Genomic DNA, 14,786 nt, shown 5'->3' on the forward strand with positions numbered 1-14,786 from the left:
CAACTCGTCAAACAATCGAAGAGACTTTTTCCTGAAATCAACTGTGTTGTCGCTGATGCTGGGTATAAGACACCTAAGTTTGTTCACTTTTTGACTCATTTGAACCTTCGACCTTGTTTACCTTATTCAAGACTCAAAGGGAAGAAGGGCCTGTTGTCAAAAAACGAGTTTCTCTACGACGAGTATTTTGATTGTTATATTTGTCCACAGGATCAAATGCTCGCTTTTTCAACGGTCACACGAGACGGGTATCGTGAATACAAATCGAATCCAAAAGAGTGTGTGCACTGCCCTCTGCTAAAAACATGTACGAAAAGTAAAAATCACCAACGAGTCATCACGAGACATGTTTGGGGAGATCTGATGGATGAAGCGGAACATCTTCGCCTAACGGATCTGAATAAATCAATTTACAAAAAACGAAAACAAACGATTGAACGAATATTTGCGGATGCAAAAGAAAAGCATGGGATGCGTTGGACCAAGTATCGAGGCTTGGAAAAAGTCGCGACGCATACGATGCTGGTGTTTGCTGCAATGAATTTAAAGAAATTAGCCACTTGGCTATGGAAAGGCAAGGAGCCTTTATTTTTTTGTCCTGAATGTCGAAAGAAATCAGATAAAAAGACGTCCCAAACTCAAATTACGAGTTCGAGACGTCTTTTGTCTACAGTCTGACGTCTGACTTAGTCAGACGTTTTTTCATCTAGTGTCATTATTAATTCATTTCCATCATCATAAACATACATAACTTTAGGAAATTCGATCTCTTCGTAAGCCTCGACATAAGGTGCGGTGATCCCATCTGAAAAGTAAGGGTCACTTTGGGAATAAACGACACTTAAAGTACGAGCGATTTTGTTTTTAAAAAAGTGAAAACGTTGTGGTGAAGTAAGCGGCAATCCCTTCATCGGACGCATAAAAATCATATGCCATATTTCCTGCTGCATATGTTCAGGAACAATATCAAAAGAAACCTCGCTTCGTCGTGGTTTTGTTGGTTCAAACATTTTTCTCAACCCTCTCTTAACTTTATCATATCAGGTTTTATTAAGAAAAAAAGGAAAAGCAATCAAATTCTTACAAATTAGTTCGTTGAAACAGTTTTTTTAGGTTAAAAATGATAAGGTGAAAGGGAATAGATAAAGATTTTTTAACCGATAAAAATAAGTCTTAATTAACAAATGAACGAGGGTGAAAAAGATGCGTTATGGAATATTTTTTAATCCGAATGCAGGAAATGGGAATGCTGAAAAATTAGCAAAAAAAATGCGAGACAAATTTGAGCAGGCAGGACACTCGGGGGAATTTTTGACCGCCCCTGATCCTGAAAAGGCAGTTGAAACAGTGAAAGATGCCATTGAAGAGTATGACGGGATTGTGGCAATCGGCGGAGATGTTTCCCTGAACATCGTAGGGACAGCGTTTATTCAAGCAGGGAAAGCCTTGCCGTTGGGAATCATTCCTGGGGGAACAGTCAACAATTTTGCCAAGCGTTGGCATCTACCAATGGATGAAGAGGAAGCGATGGATGTAATTATTGCAGGCCATTTGCGTAAAGTTGGGATCGCAGCTTGCCAGGATCGTCAGAAAGCAGTCATCAGCTCCTTTACTTTCGGGTCCTTCGCGGATATCTCCAATGAAGTCCGACAGAGCGAAAAAAAGAAATTCGGTTTGATCGTTTATCCCTTAAAGGCTTTGAAGCAGATTGGTAAAGATATGTCTTATCCGGTGGAAATCAAGGCAGATAATTTTCATGAGAAATTGAAGGTCTGGTTTTCTTTAGCGACGACTACCCATTCAATTGGTGGAAGAACTTATGTGGATTCAGATTATGATGAACTTCATGTTAGCATTTTGCACAATATGCGTTTTCGTAAATTACTTCAGCTTATCCGCCTCGTCTTTACGGGCCGCCTGAAAGATTCAGATACAATGACGTATTTAGAAACCAGCACGTTAGAATTGACTCCTTTAACGGATAAAAAGATTTATTCTCGGATCGATGGCGATAAAGGTCCGGCTTTACCATTAACAGTGGAATTTTTGGCAGATTTTGTGCCGCTTTACGTACCAGAAAATAAAGAGTAAAAGATAGGGGGCTTTGTAAATGGATAAAAATATGGAAACATTATTAGCTAATGCCGATACATTCACACTGATCACGATCGATAATCGCGGTTTTCCGCATGCAATTGCTGTTTCACCGCCACTTGAACGGAATGGCTTTTACTATTTCAAGTTCTATGTCAATGGTGATGGACGAACTGCGGAGAATATCCGACACAATCGTACCGGCAGTCTCTTTTGTTTTGACAAAAACAAACATGAGAGCATTGCGTTGAAGGGTTATCTGTTTGTTGAGGAGTTAGTGGAGTATAAAAAATTAGCTGCACAATTGAACGAGTTTCAAAAAGATTTGAATTATGAGCATCCAGTAATTGCCGTTTTTGAGACCTTGAGTGTCAAACATTATGAAAACATGCATGGTGAATTTCTAGATGTACCTGAGCAGTAAAAAAAGTCTCTCCCGCCAACTAGGTTGTGGGAGAGGCTTTTTTTGCTTAATCGACCTTAGCCGCAATTGTACCAGCAGCTTTAGCTTTTTTAATGATTATCGTGAGGATAACAGAGAATATAATACAACCAATCCCCATGGCAATCGCATACATGAACATCATGTTGAAACCTGCTTTACCAGGATTTGCATCTAACCAACCACCGATCATGGTGTACATGAATACGTCCGGTAGATAACCCAAACAAGAAACAATTCCAGAAACTCGACCGGTTAATTCAACTGGGAAACCAGCGTCATCAATAATTGCGAAATACTGGCTGCGGACTACGTAGATCAAGAATAGTCCAAAGATGAAGTTTGCAATGATTGCGGTCAACAGACCGGCGCTGTCTGGTAATATCAGGAACCCAGCAAAGCAAAGCGTCAGTAAACCTGCACCACCAATAATCACACGTATTCGAGACCCCATCTTATCGGCAATGATACCACCGATAATACCTCCCGCTGCTTGTACTAAATAACGTATGCCGCCAAGAGTTGTGCCTCCTGCTACAGATAAACCATAGACATTGATGGCATACGTGTTAATGTAGCCTAAAATGCCATAAATACTGTATGCAAAGAAAACAATGGCAACCAGAACCCAGGTACGTGGCATTTTCAAAGTTTTAAACATGCCGATAATGATTTTAGAAAGTGGTTCTGTATGTGTCTCTGCTGCAGTGTCTTCAATAACAAACCAATTTAAAATACCGATAATAAAAACAGTGATTGCACAGACACGAATCGCCCAAGTTGTTCCTAAAATTTCATTTGAAAAACGACTGTAAACCGCGGTCATACCAAATACTAATAGAGCATTTAACAGCCCGCGTAATCCTTCCTGCCAGCCAAATAAGCGTCCTTGTTCAGAACTATCGCCCAACATACGTGTGGCTTTGATTGCTGCTGACCAATAGGTGATGATCGTGGAAATTCCCATCAAAACGAAAATGATCCGGCTAATCTGGAAGCCTGGAAAAGTCGAGAACCACCACCCCAAAACACCTGTAACCAAGAATGAAACGGTCAGTAATTTTCGAGCCGAAAATTTGTCTGCCACGACGCCACCGACAAAGTAAGAAAATGTTGCCATTGTAGCATAACCTGACGAGAGCATCCCCATTTGTGCATTGGTCAAATCCATCGCTTTTTGGATCGGCACATAAAAGGTTTCCCGAATGTAAGGAAGCTGAAAGATAATTCCAGCACCTGCTGAAAGTAGTAACAACGTTCCCCATTTTTTAACTGCTTGCTTGTTCATATAACACCCTCCTGCTTGTGAATTGTTCTGTAAAAAAACGCAAAAAAGAAGCAACGCTTAAATAAGCGTTACTTCTCTCTGGTCTCCAGTAACACCCAAAGTATAGAATTTTATGAAAGCGATGTCAACGTTTTTTAAAATAAAAAAATTTCAGTGGGTGATTATCGATTGAAATTTTATTCGTATAAAGCCTAGATAATGCTGATTTTTCAAGGTATTTTCTCCGTCTAATTTTTATTATAGGATTGACGAAACTAGTGTTATCCATTAGACTGTGAAAATACAGAGATTTGAAAAGAAACGAGCCTGAAAAGATAAAAAGTTATTCTATACAATATGCATAGCTTTCATTATGAATTCTTTTAAATAAGTTTGTGAGATAATTTTTGATGAAAGCGTATTAAATTACTTGATGGGGATAAGGATGCACATGAAAAGAAAAATTATTCAGATGATGGAGGACAATCCATTGATTGCTGCCATCAATAGTAAACGCAGTTTTGAAAAGGCCTTAACCTGTGAGAGTGATATTATCTTTGTCTTGTATGGAGATGTTTGCAGCATTGTTGACATTGTTGATCGCTTGAAGCAGGCTGGCAAAATCGTCATGGTAGATGTTGATTTGATCGATGGATTAGCTACGAAGGAGACGGCCGTCGATTACTTGAAACGAGCGACTAAAACGGATGGGATTATCAGTTCAAAATCAATCTTACTAAGAGCTGCGAATGCCCGAGGGTTGTTTACCATTCATCGCTTCTTTTTGATTGATTCAAAATCCTATCATAATTTACCGAAGCAACTAGGAACCTCAAAGGCAGATGTAGTGGAGGTTTTACCTGGGGCGATGCCAAAAGTTTTATCTTGGGTGCAAGATGTTGTGGATGTACCGATCATCGCTAGCGGTTTAGTATGCGATAAGGAATTAGTGATGACGGCCTTACAAGCAGGAGCTGTAGCGATTTCAACAACCAACATGGATGTTTGGGAAATATAAAAAATTTAAAACGGTAGTTGATGCTAAGAGGACAGAGAAAAGCGGACACCAGCTTATTTGGTGTTCGCTTTTTTGTTTTGGATTATTACTAATGGAGGGATACAAATGGAAATTACAGAATTCAGTATGGATTTTTTCTCATTAGCAGGAAAAGTAGCTATTGTAACAGGTGGAAATACAGGAATCGGACGAGCGTTCTCACTGGCTCTGGCAAAATGCGGAGCAAACATTCTTGTTCCAAGTTTAATCGATGATGATGGAACGACACAAAAAATTATTGAAGAGACAGGTTCCTGTTATGTTTTTATGGAAGTTGATTTGACAGAAGAAGAGGTACCTCAGCAGGTCATCGAGCATTGTGTCGAAGTTTTCGGCACGGTAGATGTTCTAGTAAATTGCGCAGGCCTCTATTTCTCAGACGATATACTCAGGTTTGACCGCTCAAAATGGGATCCAATGATTCAATTGAATTTGACCGCGGCCTTTGAGATGTCTCATGAAGCAGCGAAGGTAATGATTCCGCAAAAAAGCGGCAAAATCATTAATATCTGTTCATTGTTTTCGTTTTTGGGCGGCCAGCAATCCCCAGCGAATGTTGCAGCTAAGCACGGTTTAGTTGGTTTGACTAAAGCTTATTGTGATGAACTTGCTGGCTATAATATCCAAGTCAATGGGATTGCTCCAGGATATTTGGCAACTGATATGACGAAAAAAGATCGTGAAGATCCGGAAATGAATCGACAGGTTTTGGATCATGTTCCGGCCAATTGCTGGGGGAGTCCAGCAGATTTGATGGGAGCATTAGTCTATTTAGCAAGTTCTGCCTCAAATTTTGTTAATGGACATATTTTGCCTGTGGATGGCGGCTATTTGGTACGTTAAATTCTAGTATTGCGACGAGCAATTTTCGTCGCAATGTATTACATAATGGATGGAGGAATCATTGCTATGATCGAATTCGAACAAGTAGAAAAAAGGTATGGAGAAGATGCGATTGCTGTCCATCCTTTTGATTTGACGATCGAAGATAATCAATTTATCTGCGTTATTGGTACTAGTGGGAGTGGAAAAACGACATTGGTGCGAATGATTAATCGAATGATTGAACCGTCAAAAGGCAGTATCAGGATTAACGGACAAGATGTCACAAAATTAAACGAAGACGAATTGCGGCGGAAAATTGGGTATGTGATTCAAAATAACGGACTATTTCCCCACATGACAATTCGAGAAAATATCATGATTGTACCGAAGCTGCTGAAGTGGAGTGATGAAAAAAAATCGGGAATCGCTGAACGATTGATTCAACGGGTTGATTTACCGTTGGATTATTTGGAGCGTAAACCGAAAAATCTTTCAGGCGGTCAGCAGCAACGGATCGGTGTCATTCGGGCGTTAGCAGCTAGTCAAGATATTATTTTGATGGACGAGCCTTTTGGTGCGTTAGATCCCATCACTCGTGATGCACTTCAGGAGATGATCAAAGGCTTACAGCAGGAGATGGAGAAGACAATTGTTTTTGTGACGCATGATATGGATGAGGCGATCAAGTTGGCAGACAAGATCATCATTATGGATCATGGAGAAATTGTTCAGTACGACACTGTTGAAACGATCTTAGAGTATCCGGCCAACGATTTTGTGGAAGAATTGATTGGTAAACGAAAACGTAATAGTTATTACAACAATGAAATGACGGTTTCAGATCTGATGGTGGATCGTGTGCAAGCAATTTCTATTAGCAAATCAATCACTGACGCAATTCGGCAGATGTCGGAGAATAAAGTTGATACACTGCTGGTAGTGGATGATCAGTACTGCTTAAAAGGGTTTGTTGATATTAATTTTATTGAGCGGAATATCTCCAAACTGAAACCAAACACCTCTGTTTTCGAGATAATGGAAACAGACACGGCTAGTGTAAATCAAAAGGAACGAGTAGCTGATGTGATTGGCCCATTAATCAATCATACGTATAAGTATTTGCCAGTGGTGGATGGGGAGGATCATCTTGTGGGAATCGTAACCCGATCGTCCTTGGTCTCGCTCGTACAGGAACAATTGCAATAGGAGGTGATTACGTGAATTTTTGGTCTGAATACGGCGGTGAAATCTTAATGAAACTTTGGGAGCACTTTTATTTGTCCTTTTTGGCAATTTTCTTGGGTATTCTTGTTGCCGTTCCTCTAGGAGCAGCGCTAACTCGTTTAAAAAGGGGTTCTGAAACCGTCATAAAAGTAGTGGGTGTGTTCCAAACAATCCCGTCATTGGCGTTACTGTCAATTATGATTCCTTTTTTTGGAATTGGCAAAATTCCAGCAGTGATCGCTTTATTTTTGTATTCCCTTTTGCCGATCCTGCGAAATACTTATGTCGGGATAAAATCAGTTGATGCAACTTATCTGGATGCTGCTAAAGGAATGGGCATGTCGCAAATGCAGCGTCTTTTACAAATCGAACTGCCCTTAGCGATGGGTGTTATCATGGCAGGGATTCGCGTGTCGACAGTCTATGTGATCTCTTGGACGACTTTAGCTGCATATATAGGCGCTGGCGGATTAGGTGATTATATTTTTAATGGTTTGAATCTTTATCGAATAGATTTAGTGTTGATGGGGACAATTCCAATCACGCTTCTGGCCTTACTTTCTGACGCACTATTGAAACACTCTGAACAAAAACTAACGATGGATCGAGGGTGAGTCGATGAAAAAGCGAATAGTTCTTTTGTCAGCAATGCTTTTGCTTTTTGGAAGCTTTATTGTGAGTAATTATTCCGCCAAAGATGACACACTTACGGTGGCTGGTGGAGTAACTTCAGAGTCGCAGATTTTAGGCAATATTGTAGTGGAATTGCTGAAGCACTCGACTGACCACAATATTGTTTATCTGAATAATTTAGGTTCAGCCAATTTAATGCATGAAGCAATGTTGCGAGGCGATTTAGATATTGCACCGACTCGTTATACTGGAACAGATCTGATTGGAACTCTTGGGTTGCCTACGGAAAAGGACCCAGATAAAGCCTTGAAAATTGTTCAACGAGAATTCGATCAACGATTTGGTTTTGACTGGTTCCCAAGTTACGGTTTTTCTAATCAATTCACGTTTATGGTAACGCAAGAAACGGCGAAGAAATATGGTTTAAAAAAAGTCAGTGATTTAAAAAAATGCGCAAGTAAAATGCGGTTAGGCTCCGACCAAACCTGGTATAAACGAGAAGGCGATGGTTATAAGGGCTACACGGAAGCCTATGATACGAAATTTCAACGAGTTTATCCAATGCAGGTGGGCTTGCTTTATGATGCTTTAGTTGCTAATGAGTTGGATGTGATTTTAGGCTATTCGACCGATGGAAGGGTTGGTAGTTATGACCTTGTGATGCTGGAAGACGATCTGAAATTTTTCCCACCTTATACTGCGAGTGTCGTCGTTTCGGGAGAGACGTTAAAAGAATATCCAGAACTCAAACCGATCTTGTTGAAATTACAGGACACGATTGATACCGAAACGATGCAGCGGCTGAATTACGAATCAGATAATGAATTGTTAGAGCCGAAGATTATCGCACGTCGCTTTTTGGAGAAGCATAACTTTTTTGAGGAGGGGAGCTAATGTTTGACAATTTGTTGACCTATTTAAGTGAAAATTCTTCATACCTAATCACACAATTCGGTGTTCACGTTTATATCTCAGTGATCGGTGTTGTGTTGACCTTCTTGATTGGGTTTCCTTTAGGAATTTTATTGTCTGAACGGCCAAAAATTTCAGATATCGTAATCGGAATTATCAATGTGATCCAAACAATTCCTTCAATTGCGATGCTGACTATGTTATTGATCTTGATGGGGTTGGGACAAAATACGGTAGTGGCAACAGTTGTCTTGTATTCACTATTACCAATCGTGAAAAATACTTATGTTGGATTGGTTAATGTCGATCCAATGTATATCGATAGTGCCAAAGGGATCGGGATGAATCGCTATCAAATCTTGTATATGATCAAAATTCCCTTGGCCATGCCAGTGATTTTGGCCGGTGTGCGCAATGCGTTGGTAATCTCAGTCGGAATCACTACGATCGGCTCATTTGTCGGCGCAGGCGGCGTTGGCGATGTGATCTTGCGTGGTATCGCGATTACGGATGGCGGACCAATTATTATTGTCGGTGCTGTTTTATGTGCTTTTATCGCTATAATGATGGATTGGCTGTTTGATTGGATGATGAAATAAAAGAAGAAGCTGACCTAAAAATCTTTTAGACTTTTGGGTCAGCTTCTATTCACGAATAAACGGCGACGCATAAGTAGCGACCGCGGAAATAAGCCGGAAATTCACAAAAATTTGGAAAGCTTCGAGTAGGTACCATTTAACATCAATTCCTACGTCACTGTGTTTCTTGGCAATTTTCGGCATTTCCTTCTAATTTCTTGATGCTGAACACTTATGAGTCAGCCTTTTCTTTGCTTATGCTTAACTTTCGAACGACTTCCTCGATGAACATCAATAGAATTGTCCGCGTCTTTTCATGAGATTTCAGTTGTTCGTCTTGGTGTGACTTGGTTAAAAAGATAATCTCGCTGGCATCTAAAGATAAATTTGTATTCATTTCTTCCATCACCAGTAAGGATTTTGCATGGTGCTTTTTGGCTTCCTCAAATAAGGGATCAAAGCTGGCGAATTTTCCAGCGACTGAAAAGATCAGCAGTAGAGAATTTTCTGTCAATAAATCTGGAATTAATGAAGGCTGACTGACGCGAATGACATTTTTGTTTAAGGTGAAATTGAGCTTGTATTCAAAGTATTCCATACAGAAATTTGTTGGACCGTAGCCAAAAAGTAAGATTTTTTCTGATTGTTGGATGAGATCGACTAGATAGTCGACTGACGATTCATCGAAGTTCTCCATGAAATTTTGAATGCGAGCAAACTCGCTATTCAATTTCTTCTGTTTGATTAACTCTTTGCCGGTCAGAAAACGAAAATATTCTTTATAGCCGGAAAAGCCCATTTTTTTCACCAGCTTGGAAATCTTCGAAGGGGAAACATTCGTCAATTTCGCCGCCTCAGTAATCGTCAAATTTGGCTGATGCTGACTTTCTTCTATCAGTTGGTTATGGATTTTTATTTCTAGATCGTTTAAACGATCCAATTGAATTTTCATACTGATTGGCTCCTTTGTCTCTATGTCTTGACAATAGAATAGCATAATCAAATTGAATAAAGCAACTATAATATGGAAAATTTTCCATATATACCTAAAAAAACAAATAAATATAGAAAATCTAATCAAATTTTAATGTAAAAAGGTTTTTCGCCCTTTATACTGAACTCAGGAAAAGCGCTTTCTAAAAAAGGATGAATGGAGTTAATTGAATGAATTCTGAAACATTGGTGAAAGAAGCAATCATTAAAGACATAAAAAATATTGTTTCTGACAAACAAGTTGTCACAGATCACGAGACTTTGTACGATGCTGCCTCTGACCGCTATCGTAAGTATATGAAAGCGAAAGGTGTTTTAGATAATCCGCTGCCGACTGCAGTCGTTTATCCAAACAATGTCGAAGAAGTTAAAGATTTATTGATGTATTGTAACGAGAACGATATCAATGTGATTCCGCGAAGTGGACAAACTGCGACTGAAGGCGGTTTAGAAAACTGGAAGGACTTGGCGTTAGTAATCGACGGTTCTCACATGAATAAGATCCTGAAGATTGATCCTTATAACATGCAAGCGACTGTTCAAGCAGGTGTGCCGTTGCAGGCGTTGGAAGATGAGCTGAGAAAAATCGGCTATACGACAGGTCATTCACCGCAATCAAAACCAATCGCACAATATGGCGGGTTAGTCGCAACACGTTCAATCGGACAGTTTTCAACTTTGTACGGTGGGATTGAAGATATGGTCGTGGGGCTTGAATGTGTCTTCCCGAATGGTCACGTTTCTCGCATAAAAAATATTTCTCGTCGTGCAGGCGGTCCAGACATTCGGCACATCGTGATTGGGAATGAAGGAACGCTTTGCTACATCACAGAAGTTACGGTGAAAATCTTTAAATATTATCCAGATAATAATAAATTTTATGGTTATCTAGTAAACGATGTAGAAGATGGTGTAAAAGTGCTTCGTGAAGTAATGGTCAATGGCTATCGTCCATCGGTTGCTCGGACCTATTCACCAGAAGATGCGCGTCAGCATTTCTATCATTTCTATGAAGGGAAATGCGTCCTGATTTTTATGGCAGAAGGACCTGCAGGGATTGTCGAGGCGACTGGTAAAGGAATCGAAGAAGCGGTAGAAAAATTCAAAGACGGCATCGTCAAGCAGGTAGATTCTCAATTGATCGAAAACTGGTTTAATCAATTAAATTGGACACAACAAACGATTGACGATGAGATCCAAGGCATGATCGACAACGACAAGCACGACGGCTACACCACCGAAGTTTCCGCAGATTGGGAAACAATTACGAAAATCTACAACAACGTTATTGATAGAATTCGCAACGAATTTCCGCGTGCGAATGATTTAACTATGTTGGGCGGACACTCTTCTCATAGTTATTTGAACGGAACGAATATGTACTTTGTTTACAACTACGAGATTAACTGTGAACCAGAGGATGAAATGAAGATCTACCATCATCCGATTCAAGCGATCATCGTGGAAGAAACGTTGAAACTAGGCGGTTCAATGTGTCACCATCACGGGATAGGGAAATATCGAAATGAATGGACAAAAGAAGAACATCAATCGGCATACTATATGCTAGAAACCTTGAAGGAAGCATTCGATCCAAAAGGTGTCATGAGCTTCGGAAATATCTATCCAGTTCAAGAAGGTTATAAGTATCAAAAATAAGTAAGTGATTCATTCAAGGGCGACCATTCGCCCTTGAATGAAAGGAAAAGGATGACTGTTCTACTTTTAGCAATGTTTAAAGCACAAAGCACGCTAAAAAATGCATTAAGCCAACCGAAATAATTGGAGGGTTTAGCAGAATGATATACGGCGTGAGAAAGAGACTAATTTTTCGGAAAAAATGAAACCATTAAAATGAACGAGGATGTCAGTTCTACTTTTGCAGTATATGCAGCCCAAAGAGTGCTAAAAATCTATGTTAAGCCAAACGAAACAGTCGAATAATTTAGCAGAATGATATACGGCGTGAAAAACAGACTTATTTTTCTGCAGGAAAAATAAATCCATTAAAATGAACGAGGATGTCAGTTCTGCTTTTGCAGTATATGCAGCCCAAAGAGTGCTAAAAATCTATGTTAAGCCAAACGAAACAATCGAATAGTTTAGCAGAATGATATACGGCGTGAAAATCAGACTTATTTTTCTGGAGGAAAAATAAACCCATTAAAATGAACAAGGAGAGGTTGGATGAAAATCATTTGTTTAGTCAAATTTGTCCCGGATACGGAGAAGTTTGAATACGATTATGAAACGGATAAAATCAATCGTGAGACTTCTCGGATGATTCTAAATCCAGATGATAAAAATGCACTGGCTTGGGCCATGAAGCAGAAAAAGCAAGATCCCTCCAGTTATATTGAAGTCGTTTCGATGGGGCCATTGAAAATGGAAGAGGAGATGAAGGACTTTGTCCGGCTAGGTGCTGACAGAGCCGTTCTGATCAGTGATCGGCGGTTTGCCGGGAGCGATTCGCTGGCGACCAGCCGGATCATTTCTAGTTATTTGGCTTCAAAGGAGTACGATGTATTGCTCACCGGCACACATACCTTAGATGGCGGAACCGGACATATTGGCTCGCAAATCGCGGAAACGTTGGGATTGAACCAATTTTCCAATATCATCGCTATCAAAGAAGTGAATCAAGAATTTTCGATCGTAGAGGCCTTGCAGGAGGAAAAAACCTATCGATTGAAAATTCAAAATCCCAGTGTGTTGAGTGTGATGCATCAAATGAATTTGCGTTTAGGGTTTGTACGTTATGAAAATATCGGGAGAAATGTGGATCACCAATTTGCATTGGTAGACAATGAAGTCTTGCAGCTGTCGGCAGAGCAGATTGGCGGCAAGGGCTCGCCAACGAAGGTCAGAAAAAATATCGTCGTAAAACGCGAGCAGGTGGAACATAAGATAGTGAAGGTCGACGACGAAGGTATCGATGAAGTGGTTTGTTTTCTAAAAGAAAAGGGGTACTTATAATGTTTAAAGGACTCATTTTGATCGATAACGAAAATATAAATTACTCATTGGACTTGATTGATGTGGTGAGACGTTTGGCCGGCAATGAAGAAGCGTTTATTTATGGTTTAGGAATCAATTTGTCTGAAAAAGTGAAGGGACTTGATGCGGTGATTAGCGTTGAGGCACCAGCTATCCAAATGAGGGATAGTCGCGTATTGACGGATATTATCCAGCAAGTTCATGAAGAATTTCAATTTGACAGCATCATTATTTTAGTAACGGATTTTGGCCGAATGGTGGCACCACGTTTGGCGATGCGGCTTGAAGTAGGATTAGTGGCTGATATTACCGATATCGATGTCGACAAACGTGGGAAGAAATTGATTCGACCAGCTTTTTCAGGCAATATCATGGCAAGTATTGTCTGTGAATCATCACCGATCATGGCTAGTGTCCATCCGAATGTTTTCCATGCGGAGGACTTGAGTACAGAACCAGAGATTATCAAATTTATACCGGCGGAATTGAAAGCGTCAACAATTGAGGTGCTTGAAATTACTGAAAGCGAGCAGACAGTGGCTGATATTCGCGAGGCCGATGTGATTGTTTCGGCGGGTGGCGGATTTAACCAGCCAATTGATCAATTGCAGGATTTAGCGGAGGAATTGACCGGTGTTATCGCAGTATCGAAGCAGCTCGTGGATCGAAAAAAAGCGCCGCGAGAAATTCAAGTCGGGCAATCCGGTAAGACTGTTAGTCCTGATCTCTATATCGCTTTAGGGATTTATGGATCAACGCAGCATATTGAGGGTTTAAAAAATGTGAAAGAGATTATTTCGGTGAATACGGATCTTGGTGCACCGATGAATTATTTAGCCAGCCTCGTCGTACATGGCGATGCGGCAGAATTTGCAAGGAAACTAAGTACCAAACTTAAGGAATAACCCCAAATGGGTGAAAAAACAAAAATAAATGGAAAAGAAGGTAAAAGAATGGAAATCAAAGACTTTAAGATGGACATGTTTCATATCAAAGGAAAAAATGCGATCGTAACCGGAGGTAACACTGGACTAGGCCAAGCATTCTCATTGGCATTGGCAGAAGCAGGCGCAAATATCTTTATGCCATCGATCATGCCGGATGATCCAGAATTCAATGCGGTCTTAGCTGAACGCGGCGCGAAAACGGCATATATGGAAGCGGATATTACGAAAGATGGCGTGTGCCAAGAAGTCGTTGAAAAATGTGTAGCTGAATTTGGTTCGGTGGATATTTTAGTAAACTGTGCCGGCATTTGTCCGTGTGATGACGTGGTGAGCTATGGTCGTGACAAATGGGACCCAACCATTAATATCAATTTAACAGCCGCTTTTGACATGAGTCATGAAGCAGCCAAAGTAATGATTCCACAAAAGAGTGGAAAAATTATCAATATCTGTTCTATGTTCTCTTTCTTAGGTGGACAGTGGGCACCAGCTTATGCAGCATCTAAACACGGTTTGGCTGGTTTGACGAAAGCTTACTGTGATGAATTAGCACAATACAATATTCAAGTAAATGGTATCGCACCAGGGTACTTCAAGACACATGCGGCAAAAGCATCGATCGAAGACCCAGAACGCAGTAAATGGATCGTGGATCACACACCAGAAGGTCGGTGGGGAGATGTGGCAGACTTGATGGGTGCAACAGCATTCTTAGCATCGGAAGCGTCACATTTTGTTAACGGACATATCTTGGCCGTTGATGGCGGATTCTTAGTACGATAGTTTATCTATACAATAGAAGAAAAAAATCAAAAGG

General features: G+C 40.3%; 16 protein-coding genes. 13 read left to right on the forward strand and 3 right to left on the reverse strand.

Annotated features, from left to right (window positions below; all coding sequences use genetic code 11):
• On the forward strand, positions 1 to 678 hold a 678-nt coding region (locus KQI58_RS19305), incomplete at its 5' end, for a transposase (protein WP_216410604.1).
• Positions 679 to 686: 8 nt separating this feature from the next.
• Here the strand turns inward: KQI58_RS19305 and KQI58_RS19310 are convergent.
• Positions 687 to 1,010, reverse strand: coding sequence for a DUF960 family protein (locus tag KQI58_RS19310; RefSeq protein WP_216410605.1), 324 nt, complete (start codon positions 1,008 to 1,010; stop codon positions 687 to 689).
• A 193-nt stretch (positions 1,011 to 1,203) separates the two neighbouring features.
• On the opposite strand from KQI58_RS19310, the gene KQI58_RS19315 reads away from it, so the two are divergent.
• Complete coding sequence (locus KQI58_RS19315; RefSeq protein ID WP_216410606.1) at positions 1,204 to 2,091, forward strand: diacylglycerol/lipid kinase family protein; 888 nt, start codon at positions 1,204 to 1,206, stop codon at positions 2,089 to 2,091.
• 19 nt (positions 2,092 to 2,110) lie between these two features.
• The gene (locus KQI58_RS19320; protein ID WP_216410607.1) at positions 2,111 to 2,518 is read left to right on the forward strand and encodes a pyridoxamine 5'-phosphate oxidase family protein; all 408 of its coding nucleotides are present in this window, start codon (positions 2,111 to 2,113) and stop codon (positions 2,516 to 2,518) included.
• 46 nt (positions 2,519 to 2,564) lie between these two features.
• On the opposite strand, the gene KQI58_RS19325 is transcribed toward KQI58_RS19320, so the two are convergent.
• Positions 2,565 to 3,824, reverse strand: coding sequence for an MFS transporter (locus tag KQI58_RS19325; RefSeq protein WP_216410608.1), 1,260 nt, complete (start codon positions 3,822 to 3,824; stop codon positions 2,565 to 2,567).
• Between the two features lie 430 nt (positions 3,825 to 4,254).
• Between KQI58_RS19325 and KQI58_RS19330 the strand changes: the two genes are divergently transcribed.
• The 6 genes from KQI58_RS19330 (at position 4,255) to KQI58_RS19355 (ending at position 9,053) form a co-directional block, all read left to right on the forward strand.
• Positions 4,255 to 4,821, forward strand: a complete 567-nt coding sequence (locus KQI58_RS19330) for a glycerol-3-phosphate responsive antiterminator (RefSeq protein WP_216410609.1) — start codon at positions 4,255 to 4,257, stop codon at positions 4,819 to 4,821.
• A gap of 105 nt (positions 4,822 to 4,926) precedes the next feature.
• A complete protein-coding gene (locus KQI58_RS19335) occupies positions 4,927 to 5,703 on the forward strand; it encodes an SDR family oxidoreductase (RefSeq protein WP_253296040.1) in 777 nt (258 codons plus the stop codon).
• Between the two features lie 66 nt (positions 5,704 to 5,769).
• Positions 5,770 to 6,891: an ABC transporter ATP-binding protein gene (locus KQI58_RS19340; RefSeq protein WP_216410610.1), complete on the forward strand. Its 1,122-nt coding sequence runs from the start codon at positions 5,770 to 5,772 to the stop codon at positions 6,889 to 6,891.
• A gap of 11 nt (positions 6,892 to 6,902) precedes the next feature.
• The gene (locus tag KQI58_RS19345) at positions 6,903 to 7,523 is read left to right on the forward strand and encodes an ABC transporter permease (protein WP_367397955.1); all 621 of its coding nucleotides are present in this window, start codon (positions 6,903 to 6,905) and stop codon (positions 7,521 to 7,523) included.
• Positions 7,524 to 7,527: 4 nt separating this feature from the next.
• Complete coding sequence (locus KQI58_RS19350; protein WP_216410611.1) at positions 7,528 to 8,436, forward strand: osmoprotectant ABC transporter substrate-binding protein; 909 nt, start codon at positions 7,528 to 7,530, stop codon at positions 8,434 to 8,436.
• Positions 8,436 to 9,053: an ABC transporter permease gene (locus tag KQI58_RS19355; RefSeq protein WP_216410612.1), complete on the forward strand. Its 618-nt coding sequence runs from the start codon at positions 8,436 to 8,438 to the stop codon at positions 9,051 to 9,053. The genes KQI58_RS19350 and KQI58_RS19355 overlap by 1 nt, the downstream gene beginning before the upstream one ends.
• A gap of 211 nt (positions 9,054 to 9,264) precedes the next feature.
• On the opposite strand, the gene KQI58_RS19360 is transcribed toward KQI58_RS19355, so the two are convergent.
• Positions 9,265 to 9,984, reverse strand: coding sequence for a MurR/RpiR family transcriptional regulator (locus KQI58_RS19360; protein WP_216410613.1), 720 nt, complete (start codon positions 9,982 to 9,984; stop codon positions 9,265 to 9,267).
• Between the two features lie 212 nt (positions 9,985 to 10,196).
• On the opposite strand from KQI58_RS19360, the gene KQI58_RS19365 reads away from it, so the two are divergent.
• The 4 genes from KQI58_RS19365 (at position 10,197) to KQI58_RS19380 (ending at position 14,752) form a co-directional block, all read left to right on the forward strand.
• A complete protein-coding gene (locus KQI58_RS19365; protein WP_216410614.1) occupies positions 10,197 to 11,684 on the forward strand; it encodes an FAD-binding oxidoreductase in 1,488 nt (495 codons plus the stop codon).
• A gap of 528 nt (positions 11,685 to 12,212) precedes the next feature.
• Positions 12,213 to 13,001 (forward strand): electron transfer flavoprotein subunit beta/FixA family protein, encoded by a 789-nt coding sequence (locus tag KQI58_RS19370; RefSeq protein ID WP_216410615.1) that lies wholly within the window; start codon positions 12,213 to 12,215, stop codon positions 12,999 to 13,001.
• Positions 13,001 to 13,927 (forward strand): electron transfer flavoprotein subunit alpha/FixB family protein, encoded by a 927-nt coding sequence (locus KQI58_RS19375; RefSeq protein WP_216410616.1) that lies wholly within the window; start codon positions 13,001 to 13,003, stop codon positions 13,925 to 13,927. The genes KQI58_RS19370 and KQI58_RS19375 overlap by 1 nt, the downstream gene beginning before the upstream one ends.
• Before the next feature lie 48 nt (positions 13,928 to 13,975).
• Entirely contained in the window at positions 13,976 to 14,752 is a 777-nt protein-coding gene (locus KQI58_RS19380) for an SDR family oxidoreductase (protein WP_010743859.1), read from the forward strand.
• Positions 14,753 to 14,786 lie beyond the last annotated feature (34 nt).

Origin of the sequence: Enterococcus raffinosus, from assembly GCF_018917525.1 — a bacterium.
GTDB lineage: Bacteria > Bacillota > Bacilli > Lactobacillales > Enterococcaceae > Enterococcus_A > Enterococcus_A raffinosus_A.

Coding starts and splice junctions, on each gene's coding strand:
- KQI58_RS19310 (WP_216410605.1), bottom strand. CDS start 1,010: ATGTTTGAACCAACAAAACCACGACGAAGCGAGGTTTCTTTTGATATT.
- KQI58_RS19315 (WP_216410606.1), top strand. CDS start 1,204: ATGCGTTATGGAATATTTTTTAATCCGAATGCAGGAAATGGGAATGCT.
- KQI58_RS19320 (WP_216410607.1), top strand. CDS start 2,111: ATGGATAAAAATATGGAAACATTATTAGCTAATGCCGATACATTCACA.
- KQI58_RS19325 (WP_216410608.1), bottom strand. CDS start 3,824: ATGAACAAGCAAGCAGTTAAAAAATGGGGAACGTTGTTACTACTTTCA.
- KQI58_RS19330 (WP_216410609.1), top strand. CDS start 4,255: ATGAAAAGAAAAATTATTCAGATGATGGAGGACAATCCATTGATTGCT.
- KQI58_RS19335 (WP_253296040.1), top strand. CDS start 4,927: ATGGAAATTACAGAATTCAGTATGGATTTTTTCTCATTAGCAGGAAAA.
- KQI58_RS19340 (WP_216410610.1), top strand. CDS start 5,770: ATGATCGAATTCGAACAAGTAGAAAAAAGGTATGGAGAAGATGCGATT.
- KQI58_RS19350 (WP_216410611.1), top strand. CDS start 7,528: ATGAAAAAGCGAATAGTTCTTTTGTCAGCAATGCTTTTGCTTTTTGGA.
- KQI58_RS19355 (WP_216410612.1), top strand. CDS start 8,436: ATGTTTGACAATTTGTTGACCTATTTAAGTGAAAATTCTTCATACCTA.
- KQI58_RS19360 (WP_216410613.1), bottom strand. CDS start 9,984: ATGAAAATTCAATTGGATCGTTTAAACGATCTAGAAATAAAAATCCAT.
- KQI58_RS19365 (WP_216410614.1), top strand. CDS start 10,197: ATGAATTCTGAAACATTGGTGAAAGAAGCAATCATTAAAGACATAAAA.
- KQI58_RS19370 (WP_216410615.1), top strand. CDS start 12,213: ATGAAAATCATTTGTTTAGTCAAATTTGTCCCGGATACGGAGAAGTTT.
- KQI58_RS19375 (WP_216410616.1), top strand. CDS start 13,001: ATGTTTAAAGGACTCATTTTGATCGATAACGAAAATATAAATTACTCA.
- KQI58_RS19380 (WP_010743859.1), top strand. CDS start 13,976: ATGGAAATCAAAGACTTTAAGATGGACATGTTTCATATCAAAGGAAAA.